At 61.1% G+C, this 23859-nt stretch carries 24 protein-coding genes and 1 pseudogene; 12 read left to right on the top strand and 13 right to left on the bottom strand.

Going from position 1 to position 23859, the window contains the following annotated elements; translation table 11 throughout:
• Positions 1-68: 68 nt before the first annotated feature.
• The 8 genes from CF68_RS27140 to CF68_RS38710 form a co-directional block, all read right to left on the bottom strand.
• Positions 69-1040 (bottom strand): tripartite tricarboxylate transporter substrate binding protein, encoded by a 972-nt coding sequence (locus CF68_RS27140; RefSeq protein WP_035824956.1) that lies wholly within the window; start codon positions 1038-1040, stop codon positions 69-71.
• 933 nt (positions 1041-1973) lie between these two features.
• Positions 1974-2519, bottom strand: coding sequence for a hypothetical protein (locus tag CF68_RS27135; protein ID WP_035824953.1), 546 nt, complete (start codon positions 2517-2519; stop codon positions 1974-1976).
• A gap of 33 nt (positions 2520-2552) precedes the next feature.
• Positions 2553-3041, bottom strand: a complete 489-nt coding sequence (locus CF68_RS27130) for a hypothetical protein (RefSeq protein ID WP_152548557.1) — start codon at positions 3039-3041, stop codon at positions 2553-2555.
• Between the two features lie 224 nt (positions 3042-3265).
• Positions 3266-3919, bottom strand: coding sequence for a hypothetical protein (locus tag CF68_RS27125; RefSeq protein WP_369798913.1), 654 nt, complete (start codon positions 3917-3919; stop codon positions 3266-3268).
• Complete coding sequence (locus CF68_RS27120) at positions 3888-4865, bottom strand: ATP-binding protein (RefSeq protein ID WP_035824947.1); 978 nt, start codon at positions 4863-4865, stop codon at positions 3888-3890. The genes CF68_RS27125 and CF68_RS27120 overlap by 32 nt, the downstream gene beginning before the upstream one ends.
• Positions 4866-4893: 28 nt before the next feature.
• Complete coding sequence (locus tag CF68_RS27115; RefSeq protein ID WP_035824945.1) at positions 4894-6882, bottom strand: DDE-type integrase/transposase/recombinase; 1989 nt, start codon at positions 6880-6882, stop codon at positions 4894-4896.
• Positions 6879-7514, bottom strand: coding sequence for a hypothetical protein (locus CF68_RS27110; protein ID WP_035824943.1), 636 nt, complete (start codon positions 7512-7514; stop codon positions 6879-6881). Before CF68_RS27110 ends, CF68_RS27115 begins: the two co-directional genes overlap by 4 nt.
• Positions 7515-7568: 54 nt before the next feature.
• Entirely contained in the window at positions 7569-8144 is a 576-nt protein-coding gene (locus CF68_RS38710; RefSeq protein WP_051591702.1) for a transposase, read from the bottom strand.
• Between the two features lie 671 nt (positions 8145-8815).
• Here CF68_RS38710 and CF68_RS38705 point away from each other — a divergent pair.
• The 3 genes from CF68_RS38705 to CF68_RS27090 all read left to right on the top strand — a co-directional run bounded on the left by CF68_RS38705 (position 8816) and on the right by CF68_RS27090 (position 11510).
• Positions 8816-9148: a hypothetical protein gene (locus CF68_RS38705; RefSeq protein WP_235205895.1), complete on the top strand. Its 333-nt coding sequence runs from the start codon at positions 8816-8818 to the stop codon at positions 9146-9148.
• 398 nt (positions 9149-9546) lie between these two features.
• Positions 9547-9852 (top strand): DUF485 domain-containing protein, encoded by a 306-nt coding sequence (locus CF68_RS27095; protein WP_035824939.1) that lies wholly within the window; start codon positions 9547-9549, stop codon positions 9850-9852.
• Entirely contained in the window at positions 9849-11510 is a 1662-nt protein-coding gene (locus CF68_RS27090; RefSeq protein WP_035824937.1) for a cation acetate symporter, read from the top strand. Before CF68_RS27095 ends, CF68_RS27090 begins: the two co-directional genes overlap by 4 nt.
• A gap of 349 nt (positions 11511-11859) precedes the next feature.
• On the opposite strand, the gene CF68_RS39220 is transcribed toward CF68_RS27090, so the two are convergent.
• Both CF68_RS39220 and CF68_RS27085 read right to left on the bottom strand, forming a co-directional pair.
• Positions 11860-12153, bottom strand: coding sequence for a TniQ family protein (locus CF68_RS39220; protein ID WP_369798912.1), 294 nt, complete (start codon positions 12151-12153; stop codon positions 11860-11862).
• Positions 12154-12328: 175 nt separating this feature from the next.
• Positions 12329-12517 carry a hypothetical protein gene (locus CF68_RS27085; protein WP_035824934.1) on the bottom strand — a complete coding sequence of 63 codons (189 nt, stop codon included), beginning with the start codon at positions 12515-12517 and terminating at the stop codon, positions 12329-12331.
• Positions 12518-12809: 292 nt separating this feature from the next.
• On the opposite strand from CF68_RS27085, the gene CF68_RS27080 reads away from it, so the two are divergent.
• The 7 genes and pseudogenes from CF68_RS27080 (at position 12810) to catC (ending at position 18375) form a co-directional block, all read left to right on the top strand.
• Positions 12810-13700 (top strand): MBL fold metallo-hydrolase, encoded by an 891-nt coding sequence (locus CF68_RS27080; protein ID WP_035824931.1) that lies wholly within the window; start codon positions 12810-12812, stop codon positions 13698-13700.
• A 12-nt stretch (positions 13701-13712) separates the two neighbouring features.
• A complete protein-coding gene (locus CF68_RS27075) occupies positions 13713-14624 on the top strand; it encodes a LysR substrate-binding domain-containing protein (RefSeq protein WP_035824929.1) in 912 nt (303 codons plus the stop codon).
• Positions 14625-14873: 249 nt separating this feature from the next.
• Positions 14874-15572 carry a 3-oxoacid CoA-transferase subunit A gene (locus CF68_RS27070; RefSeq protein ID WP_035824974.1) on the top strand — a complete coding sequence of 233 codons (699 nt, stop codon included), beginning with the start codon at positions 14874-14876 and terminating at the stop codon, positions 15570-15572.
• A gap of 5 nt (positions 15573-15577) precedes the next feature.
• Positions 15578-16240, top strand: coding sequence for a 3-oxoacid CoA-transferase subunit B (locus CF68_RS27065; protein WP_035824927.1), 663 nt, complete (start codon positions 15578-15580; stop codon positions 16238-16240).
• An 89-nt stretch (positions 16241-16329) separates the two neighbouring features.
• Positions 16330-17616: an MFS transporter gene (locus CF68_RS27060; protein ID WP_035824925.1), complete on the top strand. Its 1287-nt coding sequence runs from the start codon at positions 16330-16332 to the stop codon at positions 17614-17616.
• A gap of 58 nt (positions 17617-17674) precedes the next feature.
• Entirely contained in the window at positions 17675-18007 is a 333-nt protein-coding gene (locus CF68_RS27055) for a 4-methylmuconolactone methylisomerase (protein WP_235205894.1), read from the top strand.
• 92 nt (positions 18008-18099) lie between these two features.
• A pseudogene (gene catC / locus CF68_RS27050) lies at positions 18100-18375 on the top strand (muconolactone Delta-isomerase).
• Positions 18376-18412: 37 nt separating this feature from the next.
• Here catC and CF68_RS27045 read toward each other — a convergent pair.
• Complete coding sequence (locus CF68_RS27045; protein ID WP_035824922.1) at positions 18413-18838, bottom strand: hypothetical protein; 426 nt, start codon at positions 18836-18838, stop codon at positions 18413-18415.
• 66 nt (positions 18839-18904) lie between these two features.
• Between CF68_RS27045 and CF68_RS27040 the strand changes: the two genes are divergently transcribed.
• Positions 18905-20047 (top strand): ISL3 family transposase, encoded by a 1143-nt coding sequence (locus CF68_RS27040; protein ID WP_369798911.1) that lies wholly within the window; start codon positions 18905-18907, stop codon positions 20045-20047.
• Between the two features lie 320 nt (positions 20048-20367).
• Positions 20368-20673 (top strand): hypothetical protein, encoded by a 306-nt coding sequence (locus CF68_RS27035; protein WP_035824920.1) that lies wholly within the window; start codon positions 20368-20370, stop codon positions 20671-20673.
• 217 nt (positions 20674-20890) lie between these two features.
• On the opposite strand, the gene CF68_RS27030 is transcribed toward CF68_RS27035, so the two are convergent.
• Both CF68_RS27030 and CF68_RS27025 read right to left on the bottom strand, forming a co-directional pair.
• Positions 20891-22906 (bottom strand): sigma-54-dependent Fis family transcriptional regulator, encoded by a 2016-nt coding sequence (locus tag CF68_RS27030; RefSeq protein WP_035824919.1) that lies wholly within the window; start codon positions 22904-22906, stop codon positions 20891-20893.
• 290 nt (positions 22907-23196) lie between these two features.
• Positions 23197-23736 (bottom strand): lecithin retinol acyltransferase family protein, encoded by a 540-nt coding sequence (locus CF68_RS27025; protein ID WP_152548556.1) that lies wholly within the window; start codon positions 23734-23736, stop codon positions 23197-23199.
• Positions 23737-23859 lie beyond the last annotated feature (123 nt).

Here is a 23859-nt window from a genome sequence, read left to right as displayed (position 1 = left end):
ACGGGCTCAGATAGTGTGAACACGCCCTAGCTCGTGGAGGGGTGCCTTCTTTTAGACTCCGAGGTTGGTCAGTCGAACTTGATTTTCGCCGTTTGAATCACATTCGCCCAACGTTTGGTATCTTCGGCCATGAAGGCTGCCATAGCCTCCGGGGTACCGGGTGTCACCTCCATTCCGGCTTCCGACAGCCTCACTCGGACTACGGGGTCGAGCAGCGCTTGGTTAATTGCTCGATTCAGCAGCGTGACAACCGATGAGGGAGCTGCCGTGGGGGTCAAAATTCCGAACCAGCTTTGATAGTTGAATCCAGAAACGCCAGCTTCCGCCACGGTTGGAACGTCAGGGATAGCCTTGCTTCGGGTAGAGGAGCCGACGGCAATTGCACGGATTTTTCCCGATTTAATTAGCGGCAGTGCGCTCGCATCGACAAAAGTGAAATCGACCTCTCCACGAATGAGGCTAGGCATGATCAATGGGGTCCCATGAAATGGGACATGCAGCATGTCAATACCCGCCATTTGCTTAAGCATCTCTGCCGCTAGATGCTGCGAGTTCCCAACACCACCGGACCCGAAGATCAGCTTGCCAGGCCGAGCCTTCGCCATGGCAATCAATGTCTTCACGTCGGAAATCTGTGACATACCGCTTGTCACGAGCACCGGAGACATGTAGACGCCCATCGCGACAGGCTGCAGGTCCTTGACGGGGTTGAAGTTCAGCTTTCGGTTTGAGGCTGCCAAAATCGTCGTCGAGGGTGATGCGACGAGAAGTGTGTATCCATCAGCAGACGCGTGCGCCACCAACTCTGTTCCAATGATGCCGCTTGCTCCGGGCTTGTTCTCGACGATCACTGGCTTCCCTACTATGGCCGCCATCTTGTCCGCAAGCACTCGCGCGAAGACATCTGGCGCACTGCCGGGAACAAACGGTACAACTATCCGAATCGGCTTCGCTGGAAACGTGTCTTGCGCATAGGACATCCCGACCAGATGCGACGCAGATGCGAGTAGTCCGGCAACGAGGACATGGCGGCGGTTCATGTGCGACTCCAATTTGTTCGAAAACGTGGGTGATGTGTACCGTGCAGTGATCCTTACTGCCGGCAACGCTTGTTTCCAGTTGTAGCAGCGTTGCGCGCGAAGTCTGGTGTCGAGGTTGGAATACTGCCGCCCGACTTTGATACGAGTGACATTCCCTGTCTCTAATTTGACTTCCGACCGATATCCGTTTTGCGCTGTGACGAAGCACTGAAGTTGTTTCAACGCAATTCAGGCTCGGAACGGTGATTTGTCAATCGTATTTTGTTCCTGTATGTGGAACACTGTTCCGTTGAGTAAATTATTGTGCTTAGGTGTTCCACACGTCAATCCGCGCGCGCCTGGGGATTTACCCGAGCCCGGCAACGGTGGGATTGGTCTTCAGTGCCGACACGAATTTGTCTCGGCCTGAGACTAATGGGTCACAGCGCTTGGACAAAGCCTTTGCCATCGCACGCGTAAACGCGTGTCCGCACCCTCCCTCGTTCGTGCTTTTGAAACCAGGCGAAGTGCTCGTTACCGATATGGGTGACGTCCCGCAACTGCTCGCACAGCAGCGGCTGCGTGACGTGGCAGTGGTGATATTGGTACAGCACGTAACTGACAGTTGAAGGCGCAGAAAAAGCGGGTGGCAGAGGCGCTAAGCCGCTGTGACATCTCCTCGCTGCGAAGGAGGCCGCCGAGGGACACCGCAATCGCCTGCTGGGCCAAGACAGAGCAACTGCAGGAGGATCTCGCCCAGGCGCGAGCCCAGCGCGACGCAGAGTTGCAGTCTTCCACTGTTGAGATTGCCGCAATTCGTACGCAGCTAGACGTTGCCAAGGAAAACTTGGCGAGTAAGACCCACGCGTTGCGGAGACAGGTCACGTCCCGTCGCCGAGCTGTCAAACGAGCCTGGCACTTCCGACGTAGTCACAGGCCCGAGGGAGAATGAAATCAGCCGCGATTTCGCGGCGAGTTAACGGGCTGGTCAGCTGCCTTGTCGTTATGGACCGTTCGGTCGATGAACGCCTCACGCACGAAATGCTCAAACTGCTTTTGAACGTCCTCAAGCGCCAGGTCGCTCAGAGCCTTGGAATCAGACACAGTACCACTCCTGTAGCAGCTATACCTCCTGAAACGAACTTCATCGCCGGTTGACTCGATCTGCAGGGAATGGGTGTTCAAATCGCCAGCGAAACCAGGCCCGAACTTGCTGCGATCTTCAATGGCTTCGCCCTTCATCGCAACGAAGGTGATCGATGCCATCGCGCGATCCTCAACGATGTCACGGTAATAGCGGCATGCAAACCCTTCTTGCTTCATAGCCTCTGCTTGCTCCTCCATGTACCGGTAAACACCGACCTCCTCAAACGCCTTGCGCGTACGGAGGACGCGTTGCTGGGCATCCTGAACCGCGCGCTCGGCAGCATCCTTCTTTGCGCGGGCTTCCTCTGCCTGCAGGTTCTGATACTCGTCGGAAATACATTTGAAATCGCTCATGGTGTTGAGAGTTAGTGCAAGGGTCGAGTTTTGTTACATACGTAGCCTGGTCGACTTCGGAAGCGTCTCGAAGGCGCTGTAGTCGTCGGGAATTGCAGCCCCGCTCTCCGCGCGCAGCCTTTCCTTGGCACTACGGACCGCGGGCGAGTCGGTCGGTGCCGGCGCAGGCAGCGCGGCATTGTTGGTAGCGGCCATCACAACAGCGGAGCCGTCGCGATAGCGAATCTCGACCGCTTGGCCGAGTTTCGGCATCTCACGCAACGCCACGGCCTGGTGCAGGATGCCCGACACGTCATCGATCTTCTGCACGACAAGATCCTGACGTACGGCGACAATAGGTCCGACGTAGCGACTGTCGCCACGCTCCGCACGTCGGAGATCCGCGACGACATGCGCGGCCAGTTGAGCGACATCCTGGTCGACGCCGAGCTGGTCCTGGAAACCCTGAGCGATTCGGTCGCGCATCTCGACTTCGGGGCGTCCGGCGAAGCGGTTGAGCGAGTTGCCGATGTGGTGCCCCACGTCGGCGAACTTCTCGTAGACGTATACCGAAGCAAGAGCGCCACCGCTTCGCAAGCAAAAGTGCCACCACTACCTGTCAAGGGCACGGTACGGGGAACTTTTCTTTACGGGTCAATAGCTTGGACGAAGCGAAGTGAAAGTGCCACCGGCTGCCGTACTCACAGGCCACCGACCGCCTTCCATCAAGTTCGCGTAAGCGAGGCGTCGAAGCGGATGCTACGCGATCACAACCCCAACGCGCACCCAACATATTTCCGCGCCAGCGCCCTGCAGTACCCTGCCCGCATTGGGCGGGCCTCGGTCGGCCTCCATCCATGCCCGCCATAGCTTTCACGGCACTGCGAGCAGCGGTATGGAGTTTCGAGAAGCTGCACGTTCACGCGATACGGCGCTCCATACCCGCATTTTCGGCATGCCGATTCGAGCATGTCATGGTGCGCTGGACACCGATAGACGGTGTCGACCTGATGCACCACACTGTGATAGCCATGCGCTATGCAGCGACGGCAGTGACGAAACGTCGCGCAGAAGCGCCGCCGCTCGGTCGGCGCGAGCAGCGCGTCACGCAACGTTGTCTTCGGCAGCCCAAGCGCGCCATGCAATCGATCGATGTCGACGGCACCTAACTCCGGTACTAAACCCTCGTAGGGGTCGACGTCCGGTCCCATCAGGTGCGCAACCACACTTCCGGACAGCCCGTTCGCCTTCTCGAACTTCCATAGTATCGAAACGAGCGACTCGTATGGGTCGAGCCACTTCCTGTGGAACAGGTAACCCAGCGCCGGCGTCAGCTTGGCTTCGTCCAGCATGAGAATCGGAAATCTCGGCGGGCTGAGCAACATTTCGCTAGGCGGCGACGAGCACGCGTCCGGTGGCATGGCGTGACTGGACGTAGCCGGAATGCCGTACCGCATGGGCCCACAAGGAAGGGGCAGGACGATAGCCCGGATCGTCGCTCTGTTCGCTATCCTTGAGGACGATCTCGACCGCCCGCGCGAAGGACTCCATTGGGATCTCGAGCTGCCCTGGCAGATTTGCCTTGTGGTGCGCGATCTCGAATGCCTGCCAGAGTGCGCCTGCGTCGCTGACCAGCCGGTAGCCGGCGTCAAAAGCCTGGGGAACATAGAACCGCGTAAAACTCCATTGGCTGCCCTCCGGATATGCCGTCTGATCGTATCCATTCAAACATGTCGCCACGTCCTCCGCATTGCGCACACCATGGAAGGAGAGCTCCTCCACCATCAGGCGCGCGACAATCTGCGTCCTCCCCGCAACCTGCAAGGCGGTCTTCTGAGCAAGCAGCTCCTGCTGGCCGACGAGAAAGGTAAACAGCTTGATCTGCTGTCGATCGAGAAAATCGTGGACATCACGAAGCCACTCGTACTCATTGTCGTTGTACCGCTGAGCCTCGTCACAAAATAGCAGCACTGTGCCGCTCCCCGCTCTAGCGGCTGCCTCGCGAATCCGCAGGGCCAGACGCATACGCTTTGCCGGATTGGAACCTGCGTTCGGATCCGGATCTCCGACGGCCTCGAGCAAGTTCGCAAAGAACGGTCCTTCGGCATGCCGCGGTTTGTGTTCGCATTGGGCGTGGTAGCTCGTCATCTTCGGATGATTGCGCGCCAGCAGCAACCGCACGTACTCGATCGCCCGTGTCTTGCCGATACGGGACGGGCCAGAGATCAGTGCTCCCATGACCCGGTAGCGCAGACATCGCTCAACCAACTCATAGAAGGCCTCAATCGCCGGCGTGGCGATACGATAATTGCCGGTCACCAGCGGATGAAGTAAGGGATCGATCGGACGCTGCGTCTGAGGTGTCATGGCTTCCCTCGCAATGTGAACAACGGTGTTAGAAAACTTGGCCAGTCCCGATGGCGAGTTTGCGCGGCTGGGCCGGCGATTGGGGCAAAGTCGAGACATCGTCTGCCGCTGCCGCAGCAGACACCACTGCGAAGGCGACGCTCCGCCCGGTTGGCATGGCCTCGGCTGGCGTACGCGTTGTCGGTGCACTGGCAAGCAGCCGCACGGTCCGCGCATACTCCGTCGCGGCTTTCCTACTCGTCCTTGCCTGCGCCAGCTTGGCCTGCACATAGGCCTCTATCGGATTTGAGTCGCCCGGTTGGCTTCGACGCCGATCCCGCAGCTTTCTCACCTCCTGGCGCAGCTTCAGGTTGTGCGGCACCACACCCCAGGCGCCTTGGGCATCCAGGACACCGAGTTCTGTGCCATCGGTGAGAAAAGCTCGGACGGATCGCAGATCGTCGGCATTCAGGTAGACGAGTATCTGCTTGCCGCTCAGCCGCGTGCTTCTTGCCAGCACATTGCTCGTGTAGCGCACGCCATACAGGTTGATGTGCGGACGTACGCCTTGCTCAAGATAGGCACGCACGCGACAACGACGGGCTGACTGCATCAAGCACAGCGTGCGACGATGATGTTCGGCAAGCCGCATCAGCACTGTGGGTCGAGTACTCACGTAATAATCGATCGCTTCGAGTGGGGTCGCGTTGTTCAAACCGGCATGCGGCGTACCGTTGTAGGTCGTGATGGCATACTCAACCAACTCTTCCAACTCGTCGAGCGACACATAGAGACGAAGCTTTCCCTTTGGATCGGCAAGCGCACGTCGCAAATCGCGCGGGTGCGAACCCGTGTAACCCGGTAGTCGCGAAGACAGTCGCTGCGCCAGCGTGCCGAAGAAGCGTTCGATGTATGGACGTTCATCCGGGCAGTACCGGGGACCGGCATCGACGAGACAACCGATGAATTCACAGAGTGCCTTCAGCGTTTCGTTAGCCAGGTTCGCCTTGGCGTTGTCGAGCTTCATCCATTCCCAGGTAACGTACGAGAGCTCTGGCCACCTCTGTGACGGAAGGCCTCCATTCGCCTCGTAACCAAGCCCATCGATGGAGAAGACGCGGGGACGATGGGGCTCCAAAGCCTTTTCGATGGTCTTGATCACGTCGTAACGGCTGTATTCTCGAGCCAGCACGAGGTGATAGCCCAGCACAGCCCGCGTGCAAACGTCAATGATCACCAACAACCACACCCGTTCAATCTCGAACTCGTGCTCAAAGCCAAGCGGGTCGCGAACGACCAGTTTCAGCCGAAGATCAAGTCGATGACCATCGAACTCGACGATCTGATAAGGATGTATCGCCGCTGGACAGCCGTCGCTTCCCTCTCGGTGGGGAAGCCCCTTCAGGTGCGAAGCACCCGCCGAACGCGCCGCCAGGCCGAAGCTGCGCAATATTTCCGCCTTCAGAAGCCCCGACAAGGAGCGGATCGCACGCCCTGTCGTATTGAACGGGTAGTCCGTTCCCTTCAGACCCACCATCCAACACTGCCGCAGAAACTCGTCATGAAGAGCCTGCAGTCCGCGTAGACGTGTGCGCAGCCGGCCGTCAGTATTGATTTGCTCGAGCAGGACCCGACGCTGCTTGATCTGCAAGCGCAGCCAGGTGCTGAGCGACGGATAGCACTCGAAGAGATGGGACAGTGCACCGGCACCGCCGGAATTGCCGCGCTCTCCACCAATTCTTACGGCACTGACTCGGGCATACTCTGCAATCCGGGTATAGCGACCCAGGGCGCGGAAGCCGTATGGCCGGCCATCCGAATGAGGAACCATGGCTCGTTCAAGCCATCGATACAGGTCGCGCCGATTCACTCCCGTGGATTGCTCGATCTGTCTAAGCGATTCACCCGCGGCGTAGCGCACGATTGCCTGTCTACGTTTTTCAAACGCCAGCCGCTGCACTGAATCTAGCTCCGTATAGGCGACCTCTGGCCATGACGCTAGGTCCAGAGCTTGCAACTCCGGTTTGCGTCGGTTCATGAGTTTGTGTCAACTACCGCGAACGACGTGCGTAAGGAAAGTGGCTCGGTGCGCAGATCGGGCGCTGCGACACGGCCGGCATGTAATAGGCCAAACAGTGCTGCCCGGAACAAGACCGTATCGGCGTTCGAACACTTACGCTCGAGGGTCTCCAGCTGCTGTGGGTATTTCACGAGGCGTTCGACTTCTCGGGAAAGTGACCAGGGGACTAGACGGCGATTGGCCACGATGCACGGCAGCATTCGTTGCCAGTTGCCGATCCAAATGCGCGCGGCTGCTAAGTCGGCCGAAGACATACTGCGGATTGGGAACGATGCCCCGTCCAGTTCCTGCTCCGCCGGCTCTGCCCTCGTTTCCATACCGCCATCAGCAAGAAGGATCAGTTCTTGTCGGTCGCTGTATTGCACCCAGAAGTCGGCAAGCCGCGTGATTCCACCGCGGTGGACGTAGCCAGGTCGCTCGCAAAAGGCGATCACGCTTGGGTCTGCCTCGAGGAGCAGCCACAAGTCAAGCAGTGCCCGCCGATAGAAGGTCAACCGTCGCCCCAGCTTCGGGCTGAAGGCCTCCAACCGATGCGCGCCGGGCGGTCGGACAAGCGCGACCGGCCCCGAAATCTTCGGAAAATTTTCCATCAGATCAAGACCTTAGGGACAGGTCTCGAAGTCTAGGATTTGAAGTAGCAAATTTCAGGCGCACTGTGTGCGAAATGGCACTTTTGCCTTCGTTCGGAGTGAAAGCAAAAATGCCACCGCCATTGCCGACAGGCCCGAGATATCGAGGGCGGGCCGGTGGCACAATCTCTGCGCTCTACGATTAACGATCTGCAACAGTCGCGGCCCGAGTCGGCACAGCAGCCTCTCGACGTTGTCGCGCAGGTTGCACAGCAGATGCCAGCGATCGGAGACTTGCCTGGCTGCGGGCAGCGCAATGTCGACCGCCTCGGAGTAGGCCCCGGCCCGATCCCTGGCGACGATCTCGATCGATCGGTGTGCACGCATCCACGCGGTCACCGCAGTTGCTTCTCTGCCGGCAAACACTGCGATCGGCTCACGTCGCTCCAGGTCGACAATGATCGTTCCGTACTGGTGACCGCGCGCGATCGCCCAGTCGTCGATGCCGACGACCCGCGGTCGTGGTTTGCGCTTGCGCCCAGAAGCTCTGCGCAACTCCCGCAGCACGGTATCGGCACTGGTGCGCAAGCCAAAGGCGTTAGCAAGCCGGGCTGCCGCCTCACCACCGAGGGCGTGGCCCAGCGCGTGCAACGCCCGAGCCTGCGATCGCGTACGACGTTGATGCCGACCGGCCAGTGCATGGAGGTTCTCGGCACGTACGAAGGGAGCAATTGGCGTTCGTACACTTGAAGCGCCGCACCTCAACGGCGATAACGACCCGCTGCTCGAGCATCGGACGTTCTTCCAGCCGGCGCACATAGCGGCCGTGGAGTCGGTTACTCCAATGACGGCAGGCAGGACAAGGGGCCGCACGAACCGTACTGCAGGCTTCGACAGTGATGGTATCCCCTCGCGCGTCGCTGGAGACGAAGCGCTTACCCACACGTGCGAGAATACGGTCGATCCCACCGAGAACTTGGCTCGTGGTAACGATCAACGTAGGGGCGGATCGGCCCGAAATCAAGCCCTGGACGCGGCCGTCACACAAAGTGCGGGAGACCCCGTATTACGTCACCGGCTTGTCCAAATGCCTGCGCGCTGGGTTGCGCATAGCGTTCCTGCACGCCCCCACCGCCCGGCAGGCACAGCGCCTGGCTGGCACCCTGGGGGTGGCGAGCCCCATCAACACACTGCTCGCTACATCATGGAACGGTAGACGACATGCTCAAGGCCATCCGCGCCGAAAGCGCGGCGCGGCAGTTGATTGCGCGCCATGTGCTCGAGGGCCTGGCCTATGACGCGGACCCGGAAGGCTTTCACCTGTGGCTGCCGATCCCTACGGCTTCAGCATGGAGCCCGTCGGAGTTAGCACTGCACCTGGGCTCGCGCGGCCTCGCGCGGTGTCGGCCGCCGCCTTCTCGATCGACCGCAACCCGCCCGATGCGATTCGTGTCTGCCTGGGCGGCCGGGGCGAGCGTGATGAGATCGAGGAGTCGCTGCAGATCATCGCGGTGACGCTCGACAATCCGCATCACTTGCATTCCGCGATGTTGTCGCCAATCACACCGGCGGTAGCAAGACGGCCTTCACTCCGGGCTCCGCATCCGTACCCGGATCGCCTCGGCCACCTCGCCCGAGGCTTGGATGTCTCGTAGCCGACGATCTAGGCCCGCTTATTGGTCAAGCACCGGGGACCGTTACAGCTTTTGGCTCGGTCACGTCCGTATCCCGTTCCGGCTCCGGCGCCTCGCTCGAACTCACGTTCCAGAACGTTGGGCGCTGCACGGCCGTATCGACTCTGACACTCCATGGGCAACCTGCAGCGGCCTGTGACTTTTCAGTAGCCCACGTGTATCGGCTACGTGTTTACCCGGGGAGAAATTCGGTGCCCCGTGTAAGAAGCAGGTAAGGGGCACCCGTTAATTTATGTACCACGGACTTCGGACGCCGCTGCGCTTAGGCCTGTCAGACCGGCACGCCAGCGCTGGCTCATGCGTCCGACGCAGCATCGGCTGCATCAGGCAATGCGAAACACAAACGGCAGGAGACAGAAATGAATGAAGATCTGGTCAGGAGACTGAAGACAAATCCCCGGTATCGCGAGTTGGTCCGCAGGCGCACAAGGCTCGGATGGACGTTGACCGCCGCCATGCTCGTCATCTATTACGGCTACGTGCTGCTCATTGCCTTCGACAAGGAACTTCTCGCCGCGAAGATGGGAAATGGCGTGATGACGTGGGGCATGCCTATCGGCCTGTTCGTGATCGTATTTACCGTTGCCATCACCGGGTTTTACGTGCGCCATGCCAACGGCGCCTACGATGAATTGACAGAGCGGATCAAGCGGGAGGTGGCATGAAAGCCAGTCACGCAATCCTTGCCTGCGGGGCGCTGCTGCTGCCGACGGTCGCGCTTGCGGCCGGTGGCGAACTTGGGCAGGCGGTGCGGCAGCCGACCAACTGGACAGCAATCGGGATGTTCGTGCTGTTCGTCATCGGCACGCTGTACATCACCAAGTGGGCGGCATCGAAGACAAAATCCGCCGCGGCGTTCTATACGGGCGGGGGCGGAATCACCGGCTTCCAGAACGGCCTGGCGATCGCCGGCGATTTCATGTCGGCGGCGTCTTTCCTCGGCATTTCAGCTGCGGTCTACGCCAACGGCTATGACGGCCTGATCTATTCCATTGGCTTCCTTGTCGGCTGGCCGGTCATCACCTTCCTGATGGCGGAGCGGCTGCGCAACCTTGGCCGGTTCACCTTCGCCGACGTGGCGGCGTATCGCTTCAAGCAGGGGCCGGTCCGTGCATTCGCGGCGTCGGGCACGCTGGTGGTGGTGGCTTTCTACCTGATCGCGCAGATGGTCGGCGCCGGGCAGCTGATCAAGCTGCTGTTCGGGCTGGAATACTGGATCGCCGTGGTCATCGTGGGTGGGCTCATGATGGTGTACGTCCTGTTCGGCGGCATGACGGCAACAACGTGGGTACAGATCATCAAGGCCTGCCTGCTGCTCGGCGGCGCTTCGTTCATGGCCTTCATGGTGCTGGCGCAGTTCCACTTCAGCCCCGAGGCCTTGTTTGCAAAAGCCGTCGAAGTCCACGCCAAGCAGGACTCGATCATGGGGCCGGGCAATTTCATCAAGGATCCGATCTCGGCAATCTCGTTTGGCATTGCGCTGATGTTCGGCACGGCGGGCCTGCCGCACATCCTGATGCGATTCTTCACCGTGCCCAACGCCAAGGAGGCGCGCAAGTCGGTGTTCTGGGCGACCACCTGGATCGGCTACTTCTATATCCTGACCTTCATCATCGGCTTTGGTGCGATCGTGCTGGTCGGAACGAATCCGAGCTTCCAGGATGCCAGCGGCAAGCTGCAAGGCGGCGTGAATATGGCGGCCGTACACCTTGCCAGCGCAGTCGGCGGAAACGTGTTCCTCGGATTCATCTCCGCCGTGGCATTTGCGACGATTCTGGCCGTCGTGGCCGGTCTCACCCTTGCCGGCGCATCTGCCGTCTCGCACGATCTCTATGCAACGGTATTCAAGAAGGGCAAGGCCAGCAGTACCGTTGAACTGCGGGTATCGCGAATCACGACCGTGATCCTTGGCCTGGTCGCGGTGGTCCTCGGCATTGTCTTCGAGAAGCAGAACATCGCGTTCATGGTGTCGCTCGCCTTCGCCGTGGCGGCGTCGGCCAACTTCCCGGTGCTGTTCATGTCGGTGCTGTGGAAGGGCTGCACCACCCGGGGCGCGACCGTGGGCGGCTTCCTGGGATTGCTGACTGCGGTGGTCCTCACCATCCTGTCGCAGGCGGTCTGGGTCGATGTGTTCCACTTCAAGGACGCGCCATTCCCCTACACGTCCCCGGCATTGTTTTCGATGACAGCCGGCTTTCTCGGGATCTGGCTCTTCTCGATTACCGACAAGTCGAAGCGCGCGCTCCTGGATCAGGCTGGCTTTGAAGCCCAGCAGTTGCGCTCGGAGACCGGTATCGGTGCAGTGGAGGCAGCAGGACACTGAACAGGGCTTCAACCTAGTCGGTAAGTTGCTGTTTTGCTGGGAATGCCTGCGGTGCCTTAACAGTGTCGGAGTCTAGCGGACGCCCTAGACTCCGACACACAGACGCCCATACCAAAGCGGCTTGAGGCTGCGGGCATTATCGAAGGCCAGCGCACCAATGTCGCTAGCGGCAGGGGCGAAAGTCATTTGAGACAGTATCCGAATCCGCGCCGCGCGCGTTCAGCACTACAAAGCGCCAATGGCGCGCAAGCCGGAAAAGTCTCGAGACGGCGATCGTGAAGCTCACAAAAGGTCGCCGACGGGTCTAGCCATTCTCGTTTCCAGCGGGGCGAGAAGATATCAAGTGGATTCACGACAAGGCACTCGAAGCGACGCCCACATGGGTCAGGGCTGCGAGACGCGAAAGCACCAGCTCATCAACCGGAGGAAAGAGAAGCCAGCCGGCGCAAGTGAGGTCGGAAATCTCTCCAGGGTGCCCATTCATCCACAGCTGTGCGACGCTGATTCGGTGCCTTGCTGCCAAACGCCCAAGCCAACTAGCAAAGGCCTCGTCATCAAGCGGCCGCGGCGCGACCGGCCAGGGCCTCCGCGATAAAGCAAGGAAGCCTCGTGACGCATTCTCGATGTGGTGTAGCTCGATCATCTCGCCGCCGTCGCGGATAGCGAGTCACTCGCAACGTTGAGCAAGCGGGAAACCTCCCCTGTTAGCTCGCCGCCAGCATGGCGTGGCCGTTATGGGAAGCCTGCCTTAGCGTTGGGGTATCAGCTGCCGCACTATCGCGGATCGGACGAACGCGCCGGCTTCCTGCCGCTGGAGCTCACTGGCTGCCGTGCGAATGGGGGGAGCCGCGCGGCGTTGTCGGCATCATCGACTTGCTGGACTCCGAGATTGCGCGCGCCGGCGCGACCGTCAAAGCGAGGGTTGGGGAGCGGTCGACGATCTGGGCGGTGGCCTGTTCGCGCCATACCCTCCAGGTATGGGTTGAGACAATCTGGGTCTTGGACATCGGAAACGTTGCGATCCATACTCCGACGAATGTCCGCACGCGTCCGACGGTATGAATGCGAGGACGCAGCGAAGCGGTACGCATCCATCGGGTCCCTCCTTGTCGAACTTCTGACCATCCCGCCAAAGCAATCTTCTAAGGAGGCACCGCACGTGCCGTTATCGGGCATCTGTTCGCGTGCATGAAGATGCCTGAAAGCCCTCTTTTGGAATGCGAAATTGGCGCGGCGATGGAGATCGCGGATGCTTGACCCCTGCCAAAGCCGCCCACAAGAACCAAGGAGACAACGCACATGATGCAATCGCGCACCGTCGGCGACCTGAAGATCACCCGCATTCTCGAGTACATGGGGCCAACGCACGATCCGGCCTTTCTCTTCCCCGACATCGACCGTGCCGTGCTCGACGCGAATGCGGACCTGATGGCGCCGCATCACTGGATCCCGCACATGAACAAGCTGATTGTGACCATCCAGTTCTGGGTCGTACACGCCGGTGACAGCATCATCGTGGTCGATACCGGCGTGGGCAACTTCAAGCCGCGCGCCGGCATTGCGCGCATGAACATGCTCAACACCCTTGTGCGCGAATGGATGATCGCGGCCGGCGCTCCGCCGGAGAGGGTCACCCATGTGGTGATGACGCACCTGCACGCGGACCACGTCGGCTGGAATACCACCTGGCAGGATAACCGCTGGGTGCCGACCTTCCCCAATGCGCGCTACTACATCCCCAAGAATGACTTCGTTTTTTGCGACGAGGGCCGCAACAAGGAGCCGGGCGTGGTGGACGTGTTCGGTGAGTCCTTCTTCGACAGCGTGATGCCGGTGGTCAGCGAAGGCCTCGCCGAGATGATGGTGCCCGGACAGGAGGTCGCCGGGTGCCTGCAGGTGGAGCCGGCAGCGGGCCACAGCCCTGGCCAGGTGGTTTTCCGCGTTCGTTCCCAGGGCGAGGAAGCGATCTTCTGCGGCGACATCCTGCACAGCCCGCTGCAGATCGTGCGCCCCGACGTGAACTCGGGCTACTGCATCCGTCCCGACCTGGCGCGCGCCACACGCCTGGCTTTCCTCAACCAGGCCGCTGACCGCGAGGCGCTGATCCTGCCAGTGCATTTCGGCGAAACTTACTGCGGCTACGTCAGGCGCCAGAGCCAGGGCTTCCGCTTCGAGCCGGCAACCTGGTAGCGGCTGGGCAGCATGGCCGTTCCCTTCGACATCACGGATTTCCGCCTCTTCGTCAACGTGGCGGAAACACGCAGCCTGACCCGCGGTGCGGAGCGCTCCTTCCTTTCCGTGCCGGCGGTCAGCAACCGCATCAAGAACCTCGAAGAGACGCTGGGGGTCCGCCTGCTGGAGCGCTCGCCCCAGGGTGTGACGCTGACGGCCGCCGGCGAAGTCTATCTGCTGCATGCCCGCGTGGTACTTGCCGAGCTGGAGCGGCTCACGGGGAACCTCCAGCCTTTCACGGCTGGCCTTTCCGGGCAGCTCAAACTGGTGGCCAACACCACGGCCATCACCGAGTACCTGCCCCCGGTCATCGGCGACTACCTCGCCACCCACCCTGATGTGCGCATCGACGTACGCGAACGCCTGAGCGACGACATCGTCCGCCTGGTGCGCGAAGGCGGCGCGGACCTCGGCATCATCTCCGGCAATGTGCCCACCGCGGGCCTGCAGGCGGTGCCCTTCGTCAAGAGCGCGCTAATCCTGGTGGCGCCGCTCGGCCATCCTTTGCTGGCAGAGGGTGACGTGTGGTTCGAGCAGTCGCTGGACTACGCCTTTGTCGCGCTGCTCGAGGGCAGCGCCTTCCAGGTATTCATGACACGCGCTGCCGGCGCGTTGCACAAGCCCATGACCATTCGCGTCCATGTGGCCAGCTACGATGCCATCTGCCGCATGGTGGCCGCCAACGCAGGCATCGCCATCATGCCCAAGGCCGCGTTCGCGCGCCTCAAGGGCGACCAGCGCATCGGCGCCTGCAACCTGCGTGATGACTGGGCCGTTCGCACCTTCCAGGTCTGTGCACGCGATCTGGATGGCCTGTCCAGCTTTGCACGCGAGTTTGCCAACCGGCTGATCGCCCGGTACGCGCCAGGTCGCAGCGGCTGATCGCGGAACGCGGATCTTCGCGCCCCTCCCTTCTTGCCTTCCGCTAATCCGCTGGCGACCGCTCGCACAGCTTTACCGTTCTGCAGTCGACGAGCGCTGCGGACGCCATTCGCATCACCTCATGGAAAACACTTGCCTGCGCTCGCCCCACGCCTTAACCCAGCGCTAAGGGCGCTTGCAAAAGCTGAAATTGTGCGCCCTCGGACCGCGTGGCAACCTAGATTCGCCAGACAACAATTGAAGCGAGACATGATCGACAAACTCTATGGAACGGCGCGCGAGGCCGTGGACGACGTCCCCGACGGCGCCACGATCGCGATCGGCGGATTCGGCGGCGCCGGCATGCCCGACGAATTGATCGACGCCCTGATCGAGCAGGGCGCCAGGGAACTGACCGTGGTCAGCAACAACGCCGGCAATGGCGACACCGGGCTGGCGGCGCTGCTCAAGACCCGCCGCGTGCGCAAGCTGGTGTGCTCCTTCCCGCGCCAACGCGATGCGTACGTATTTGAAGAACTGTACCGCGCCGGGCAGATCGAGCTGGAAGTCGTGCCGCAAGGCACGCTGGCCGAGCGCCTGCGCGCCGCCGGAAGCGGCATCGGCGCCTTCTACACCCCCACCGGTTACGGCACGCTGCTGGCTGAGGGCAAGGAGACACGCCAGATTGACGGTCGCGGCTACCTGCTCGAGCATCCCCTCCCTGTCGACGTCGCGCTGATCAACGCCGCGGCGGCCGACCGCTGGGGCAACCTCATCTACAACAAGACCGCGCGCAACTTCGCGCCCGTCATGGCGATGGCGGCAAGCCAGACAATCGCGGCCGTGGCTCGCGTCTGCGAACTGGGCGAACTGGACCCCGAGGACGTCGTGACGCCCGGGATTTTTGTTAGCCGCGTGGTGCTGCGCGATGGCGCAGTCGCACAAGCTGAAGTCATGCAGGCAGGGTGAGAACGATGGACCAAGTGGCAAGACACCTACTGGCCGCGCGCGTGGCGCGGGACATTCCCAACGGATCCTATGTCAACCTCGGTATCGGCCTGCCCACACTGGTGGCCAACCACCTGCCCCGGCACCGCGAGGTCGTCCTGCACAGCGAAAACGGCGTGCTTGGGCAGTGGTCGGCCGCGGAACCAGGCCAGGAGGACTGGGACCTGATCAACGCCGGCAAGGAGGCGATCCGCTTGGAGAAAGGCGCGGCGTTTTTTCACCACGCCGACGCCTTCGGCATGATGCGCGGCGGCCATCTAGACATCTGCGTGCTCGGTGCCTTTCAGGTATCGGAGCGTGGTGACCTGGCCAACTGGCATACCGGGGCACCTGATGCCATCCCCGCCGTGGGCGGCGCGATGGATCTGGCCATTGGGGCCAAGCGCGTGTTCGTCATGATGGACCATCTGACCAAGGACGGGGCCAGCAAGCTGCGCCGCCAGTGCAGCTATCCGTTGACAGGAGTCGCCTGTGTGAGCCGCGTGTACACCGAACTCGGCACGTTCGCCATCGGTCCTCTTGGCGTTTCGGTCATCGAGATCATCGGCGACATGCCTGCGCAGACGCTCCAGTCGGTTACCGACGTGGAACTCGACTTCACCACCATGGTAAGAGCCGAGTACGCCTAGCACGGGGCACGAAAGTCGGCGCCTGGCGCCTACCCGCGCACCAGCGTCGGCGAATCATAGAGAACGACGGACAGAAACAGGAGACAACCATGCTAACTTGGTACAAGACTGGGACACCCCAGCAAAAGAAGACGTTTTGGGCTTGCTATTCGGGCTGGGCGCTGGATTCCTTCGACATGCAGATGTTCAGCTTTCTGCTGCCCGCCCTGACGCTTGCGTGGGGCCTGACCAAGGCGGAAGTCGGCGTGCTCGGCACCGTGGCGCTGATCGTTACCGCCATCGGCGGCTGGGGTGCCGGCATCCTCAGCGACCGCTACGGCCGCGCGCGCATCCTGGTGCTGGCGATCATCTGGTTCACACTGTTCGGCGTACTCGCCGGCTTCGCCCAGACGTATAACCAGCTCGTGGTCGCCCGCACGCTGCAGGGCCTGGGCTTTGGCGGTGAATGGGCGGTCGGCGCGGCGCTGATGGCAGAAGTGATCGACCCCAAGCACCGCGGCAAGGCCATGGGCTATGTGCAATCGGGCTTCGCGCTGGGCTGGGCGTTGGCGGTCGTCGTGGCCACGCTGCTGCTGGCCTGGCTTCCGCAGGAGATGGCATGGCGCGTGGCGTTCTGGAGCGGCATCATCCCGGCGTCGATCGTGCTGTTCATTCGGCGCCATATCAAGGACGCGCCCATATTCGAGCGCGCACGGCAGAGTCGCGCACCGCGTGCTTCGCTGGCCTCGGTGTTCAGCCGCAAATACGGGCGTTCACTGATTCTGTCGAGCGTACTGGTGATTGGGCTACAGGCCGGCTGCTACGCCATCCTGGTCTGGCTGCCGTCGCTGATTAACCAGCGGGGGGTCGCTGCCAGCTCGATGATCGTCACTGTCTTCATCATGGCATTCGGCTCGTTCTGCGGCTTCGCGGTGGCGGCCGATCTTTGCGATCGAATCGGGCGCCGCCCCACGCTGATCCTGCTGTCGATGTGCGCGTGGGTCGTCACCGTCAGCTATATGCTGCTGCCACTGAACACCACGCTCGCCGCCATCCTCGGTTTCCTGGTCGGCTTCTCGGCAATCGGCATGTTCGCCGCCCTCGGGCCCTTCCTCAGCGAACTGTTTCCCACCAATGTGCGCACAACCTGCATGGGCTTCGCTTACAACGTGGGCAAGTCGGTCGGCGCGGGCTCCGTCGTTGGCGTCGGCGTCTTGTCCACCCAAATCGGCCTGGCCAATGCCATGGGGGCATTCTGCCTGGTGGCCTATGCCTTCGCAGTGTTCGGCATACTGCTGCTGCCCGAGACACGCGGCATCGCCATCGAGAACATCGGCGAAGAGGACGACAACTATGAGGTAGGGCAACTGGCCGACTCAGCGCGGGCACATACCTGATGAACGCAGGACCAAGAATCGAGCCAATTCAGAACCAAGGGGAGTCAACATGATTCGCATGCTGTACCTGCTGGTCAAGCCAAAAGGCATGTCCGTGGAAACTTTCCGCGCGGAATGCCTGCGCCACTACGAGATGTCGCACAATGTGCCGGGCCTGCACAAGTATGAAGTCCGCCTCATCGCCGAGCAGCCAACCGACACCCATGTGCCATTCTTCGACATCGGCCACGTCGACGCCATCGGCGAATGCTGGTTCGAGAACGAAGCTGCCTACTCCAGCTATTTGGCATCCGACATCCGCAAGGCGTGGTTCGAGCACGGCAAAACCTTCATCGGCCAACTCAAGCCATTCCGTACCGCGCCGGTCGCCGGCAACGACACCGCTGGCTGAGCGCCCATCCGCTGGAAAGACCACAAGTAGCAGGGCCGCGCCGGTACGCGGCCGGCCTCGCCCGCCCTACATTCAACAGGCAAGGAGACACCATGCTTTACTGCGTTCAGATGGACGTGAAAATTCCAGACTCCCTCCCGGCAGACCGCGCCGACGCCATCAAGACAGCCGAGAAGGCGCGTGCTATCGAAATTTAGCAGGCTGGCAAATGGCCGCACCTTTGGCGCGTGGTGGGACGCTATTCCAACGTCAGCATCTTCGATGTCGAAAGCAACGATGAATTGCACGAGCTGCTGTCGTCGCTGCCGCTGTTTCCCTATATGACCATCCAGGTTACGCCGCTAGCTTGCCATCCGTCGGCGATTTGAGGCTCGTCGGGGGAATCTGTGGGTAGTTTGAGGCGATTTACGAGGGACAAAGGAAGCGATAGAGCTTCTTGCAGGTCGCGTCGAAAGAGCTCTGGGCATCTTCACTAAGATGCCGAGTTATCAAGGGATCACCGTATTCATGGATCTGGCTGAGAACGAGCGCATTGGCATCCAGCGCGGCTGCATGCTTGTCTTCGTAACGGACTTCAATGAGATGGCCGCCGAGTATCCAGAGGTTATCGCGGTGGCGGTACAACGTCTTGCGCGCATATCCCTGTGCGAGCAGGTATTGCAGGAAAGGCGTGAACACTTCTACGATCGCCTGGCCAGGCGGGATGTCCTCGTTGTCGAAGCGCCATGAAGCGGGCCAGTCCTTAAGGTCCGGGACGTAGCGCGCCAGTGCATCGAGATCCGGGGCGACAATAGCGGCTTTGCCCTTGTCGCTTCTGAACCTGCTAACCATGTTGCTGACCCGCCTGCTCAATGCCTGTCATCATATTCCCGGTTTCGTTTATGAAGGTGCGCGGCTGTGCGAGGCAACCCGGCCATCGAGATCGACGTACGGCCGCGCAAGGGCTCGAAGCCAATCTGCTCATGCTGTAGCCAGCCTGCGCGGGGTTACGACACGCTCGCACAGCGCAGGTTCGAGTTTATTCCGGTCTGGGGTTTTGCCGTGTTCCTGCTCTATACCATGCGGCGCGTCGATTGTCGTGACTGTGGCGTCAAGGTCGAAGCCCTGCCGTGGGCCAATGGCAAGCACACGCTCACGCGGGCTTACATGCTGTTCCTGCCGCAGTGGGCACGCAAGCTGTCGTGGAAGGAGACGGCACAAAGCTTCCGCACCAGTTGGGAGAAAGTCTTCAACGCAGTGGAGTGGGTGGTCGACTGGGGGCTGTGCCATCGCGAACTCGGTACGATCCGTGCCTTTGGCGTCGACGAAATCCAGTATGGTCGTGGACACAAGTACCTCACACTGGTCTACCAGATCGAGGCTGGCTGCACCCGTCTGCTATGGGTTGGGCAGGAGCGCACGAAAGAAAGCTTCGCGAAGTTCTTCGCCATGATCGGAAAACAGCTTTGTGAGAAGATTGAGTTCGTCTGCTCGGACATGTGGAAGCCCTACCTTGAGATGATAGCGCTGCATTGCCCCAATGCGCTGAATATCCTGGACCGTTTCCACATCGTTGCGAAGATGAATAAGGCCATCGATGAGGTCCGCGCTGACGAATCACGCCGCATGGTCCGCGATGGATACGAGCCGGTGCTCAAGAAGTCCCGCTGGTGCCTGCTCAAACGTCCGGAAAACCTGACCGACAGACAGCGACTGCGCATGCGTGACTTGTTGCAGTACAACCTGCGCACCGTGCGGGCCTGGCTGCTCAAAGAGGAATTCCAGCAGCTCTGGGATTACATCTCACCGGTCTGGGCCGGAAAGTTCCTCGACCAGTGGTGTAATCAGGTGATGCGCTCGCGCATCGAGCCAATGAAGAAGTTCGCCCGCACCGTGCGTGCCCACCGTGAGCTGATCCTCAACTACTTCCATGCGCGCAAGCAGTTCTCCAGCGGCATCATCGAGGGTCTGAACAACAAGGCCAAAGTCACCATGAGAAAATCGTACGGATTCCGAACCTTCAGGGCGACGGAAATCGCGCTATATCATCAATCTTCCTGAGCCTCCGTCAACCCACACTGACGAACCCGATTTGAAGACTCAGGAGTAGTTTCAAGCATGGGCGGCGTCGCCGTCGAATGGTCTGAGCGGCCGCGATCATTCCACCTGCGACCGGATCTTGTCATTGGGTGCAGCAGCCTGGATTTGTAGATCTGCAAGTGCGCGCCGCTGCCGCCCTCCCGTCACACCGCCGATGTTCTAGCGGTGCGGCAGGGACGCCGATTCCGATCTAGTCACGGGACCTGCCGCGCGTTAGCTGGTCGACTTGCTTGTTCGAGACCACGGCCTGAAGCTGTCGCAGCAATTCTTTCGAACTGCGAATGAACAAGCAGTCCGAACGCTGGCGCCACATCGGCTTCGCGCTCGATCACTCTGACTACGATCACCTTGGAGTACGCGCGGCCATCATGCTGACCGCCGGCTTCGAGGGCCCCGAGGACAGCGCCGGCGGCACCTGCGGCAAGCCATGCTGGACGGACTCCCGCGTCAACATCCGCCGGCGGCGGGCCAGCGACAGGTCGTGGCCGAGCTTTACCAGCGCGCGGCCCACCGGCGTTGGCCGTGTCGCAGCATTCTTCTTAGCGCTCATATATGAGCGCTTGTTCGCGTTAGGGCGTTCCATGTGAGCGTTTACATGTCTAGTGCTCGGGCTCACTACTATTGAGCCCAAAACAGCATGCGTCAACTGCGCAATCGCATTACCGATTACATATAAGCGATTAGGTCGCTTCTTCGCTCATTCATGAGCGATAAGATGCTTCTGTTGCTCGGAAAGCGGCGGACCGGATCTGGCATGCGATGCAGTCGGTCCCGAAGGCGCCCCGGCGCGGGCCGGTCAGACCGCTACATGCCGGCGCTTGAACTGCCGGGCTGAGCCCGAATCGAGGCCAGTTTCACGTATAACGTACTCCTCGAAATACCCAGTGTCCGGGCGGCCATAGACATGTTTCCATGGGCATTCGCGATCGCGTCGAGTATCGCTTGCCTCTCCATTTCCTCAAGACGACCAAATGAAACAGGTAATGACGTCGAGGTTGATACGGAAAGGGAGTCCTTTGGCGTCTGTGCGATGCTCGGGGGAAGCAGAGAAGTATCGATGATGTTGCCTTCGCTGAGCGCGAACATCACCTCGAAGACATTCTGCAGTTCACGTATGTTACCCGGCCAGCGATGGCTCAGAAGCGCCTGGCGCACGGCGGGTTCAAGCTGCTTGGGCGCACAGCTATACTTGCGTGCCAGTTTGCTGTTGAGATGCTCGATGATTGCCTCGATATCGCCAGGCCGGTCGCGCAGCGGCGGTAGCGGCAGGCTGACCACGCAGAGGCGGTGGTACAGGTCTTCGCGGAAGCGCCCGGCGGCGATCTCCTTCTGCAGATCACGGTTCGTGGCTGCGACGACGCGCACCGAAACGCGCCGCTCGCGGGTATCGCCCAGGCGGACCACAACGCCATCCTGCAGCACGCGCAACAGGTGGGGCTGCATGTCTAGCGGCAGCTCCCCGAGCTCGTCCAGGAAGAGCGTGCCGCCGTCGGCCTGCTCAAATTTCCCCGGAAGACCACCACGACGGGCACCTGTAAAAGCTCCATCGGTATAGCCAAAGAGTTCGCTGGCCAGGAGCTCACGGGTAAAAGCGCCGCAATTGACGGCAATGAATGGACCCTCGGGGCGCTTACCCGCCCGATGCAGCGCCCGGGCAAACAGTTCTTTTCCTGCTCCTGTCTCGCCGAGGAGCAGTACGGGCAGATCCAGAGGGGCGATACGACGGGCGCGTGCCTTGGTCGCCTCCAGCACCTCACTTCCCCCGATGATCTCGCCAAACGCATCGTTTCCTGCCATTGTCGCCGTGACAGTGGCTGTGGCCGTGGACAGCGATACAGCGCTTCGATTCTGGCGCGTCCCGAGCGGGATCACCAGCATCGTACCCAGCATCCCGTCATGGTCCTTCACCGGGTGCAGCCATTCGGAGCGCAGCCATTCCGGGTGTTGGCAGGACCGATCGATCTGGGGCAGTGCAAGGTTGAGTCCTGGCACCTGGCCGCCGACTTCCAACGGCAGCCGCACGTCATAGCTCTCCCGCGCCACCTGCGCATTTCCGTTAGCACGGACAATGCGTCCACGGCTGTCGACGAGCACAACGTAATCGCTCGCGTAACGGATGAAATGGTCGATGGCTCGGGTCAGCAGTCGCTCGTGGAGTGCAACGTCGCGGCGTGCCAGTTCGCTTTCGATCTGTCTGGCTGCAGCCACCACCAGCCCCAAGGTGTGGCCATGGAAGGTTTCCTTGACGCCAGAAACATCCACGACTCCCAGCAGGGTGCGACTAAATGGGTCAAGAATGGGAGCCGCAGCGCAAGTCCAGCGCTTGACGTCAAGGCAGAAATGCTCGTCGGCATGGATCTGAACCGGAGCGGCGGTGGCGATCGCGGTGCCGATGGCATTGGTGCCGATGACATCCTCATTCCAGCAGCCACCGGTGGCCAGGTTGATCCCCTCGCCGATGCTGCGGGCCCTGGTCTCGCCATTGAGGTGGAGAACGGTGCCGCCCGGGTCGCAAAGCATGATGAGGGTGCCGCATTCCCGCAGGATATCGCGCAGGCCCTCGAGTGCCGGACGCGCGGCCTCGCAGAGCTCCCGGTTCTGCCGCTGCAACTGACGGACACGTTCGGCGGCAGCTCCCGGTGCGGAGTGCCTGGCAGGGTCAACGGCCTCGGAACGACACCGCTGCCACGACGCCAGGACGACGCTGCGCACACCTGCCACTTCCAGGGGCTGGTCCTGCACAAAACGCTCCCAGGCGGAGGCCACGACGGGTTCGTCGCCGAGGCGGGGGATCAGGGTGCCGCAACGAGAAAACGGCATGGGACGATCGCTCTCAATTGACTGGAGTAACCGTATCCGCGTGCCATCGCCAAGTCAATAAATCTCTTTTCAAATCAATAATTTGTGCTTTGCAGCATACCAATGGAAGGTGTCCGGTTTCCGGCCATCGCAGCGAAAAGTGTCCGGAAACCGGACAGCGACAGCAGCGCTCTCAGACAAGCGCGGTAGCGGTGACCGCAGCCGCCACGAACGGCCGCCCGTATGCACGGTGGCCGATGAGGCGTAAGCCAGCATGCCCTAGTCTTTCCCGATGCGACAGAGGCACGGGCTCACGATAACGATTGCGTTGAATTCACGAACGTCCCGCCCTTGAATCCGACTCGGGAAACCGCTCGCAGCACGGACACACTTCGCAAGGCCATTACCGTGAGCCGCCCGACAGCTTTGCACGCGCCAGCCAGCACAGCGCTTGCCCAAGACTTCCATAAGTCGACCTGATCACTGCGGCTCTCGCCATATAGGCACCACATACAGAAGTGCTCACAGTTGTTGGAAATCAGGCGATAGCGGTCCTCGCCGATGCGGGAGTAGGCGCGTTGGACCGCTTCCACACCGGCGAACCTGGCACCGGGGCTTTGCCGGACCCAGACCAGATGCCCATGCGCAAATTCTGCGAGCGTGACCTCGAGCACCGGGGCGCGACGCAGTGACAGCGACAGCCCAGCGTAATGCACGACCTTGCCGCCCCCCGCATAGACGCCATGATGCGTGTACCAGAGTCGATCGGTGACGAGATGGGTTCCGATCGCCAGGTTCGTGTCGGCAACCGCTTCGACAATCAGGCGCCTTGACCTCATTGAATTCTTCATGGGCTTCACCACGTTCCGCTGCCATTCGCGTGAAGCCAGCGCATAGCGCGTGCCAGCGCTACAGCGATCTGCGCGGCGGAGCGCAGGAACGTCAGGGTCCATCGGCGTCCATCGCGGCAGCGA

It is taken from the genome of Cupriavidus sp. SK-4 (assembly GCF_000611125.1).
Lineage (GTDB): Bacteria > Pseudomonadota > Gammaproteobacteria > Burkholderiales > Burkholderiaceae > Cupriavidus > Cupriavidus necator.
The sequence above is the reverse complement of the archived record's forward strand: the minus strand, read 5'-3'. Positions and strand labels throughout refer to the sequence as shown.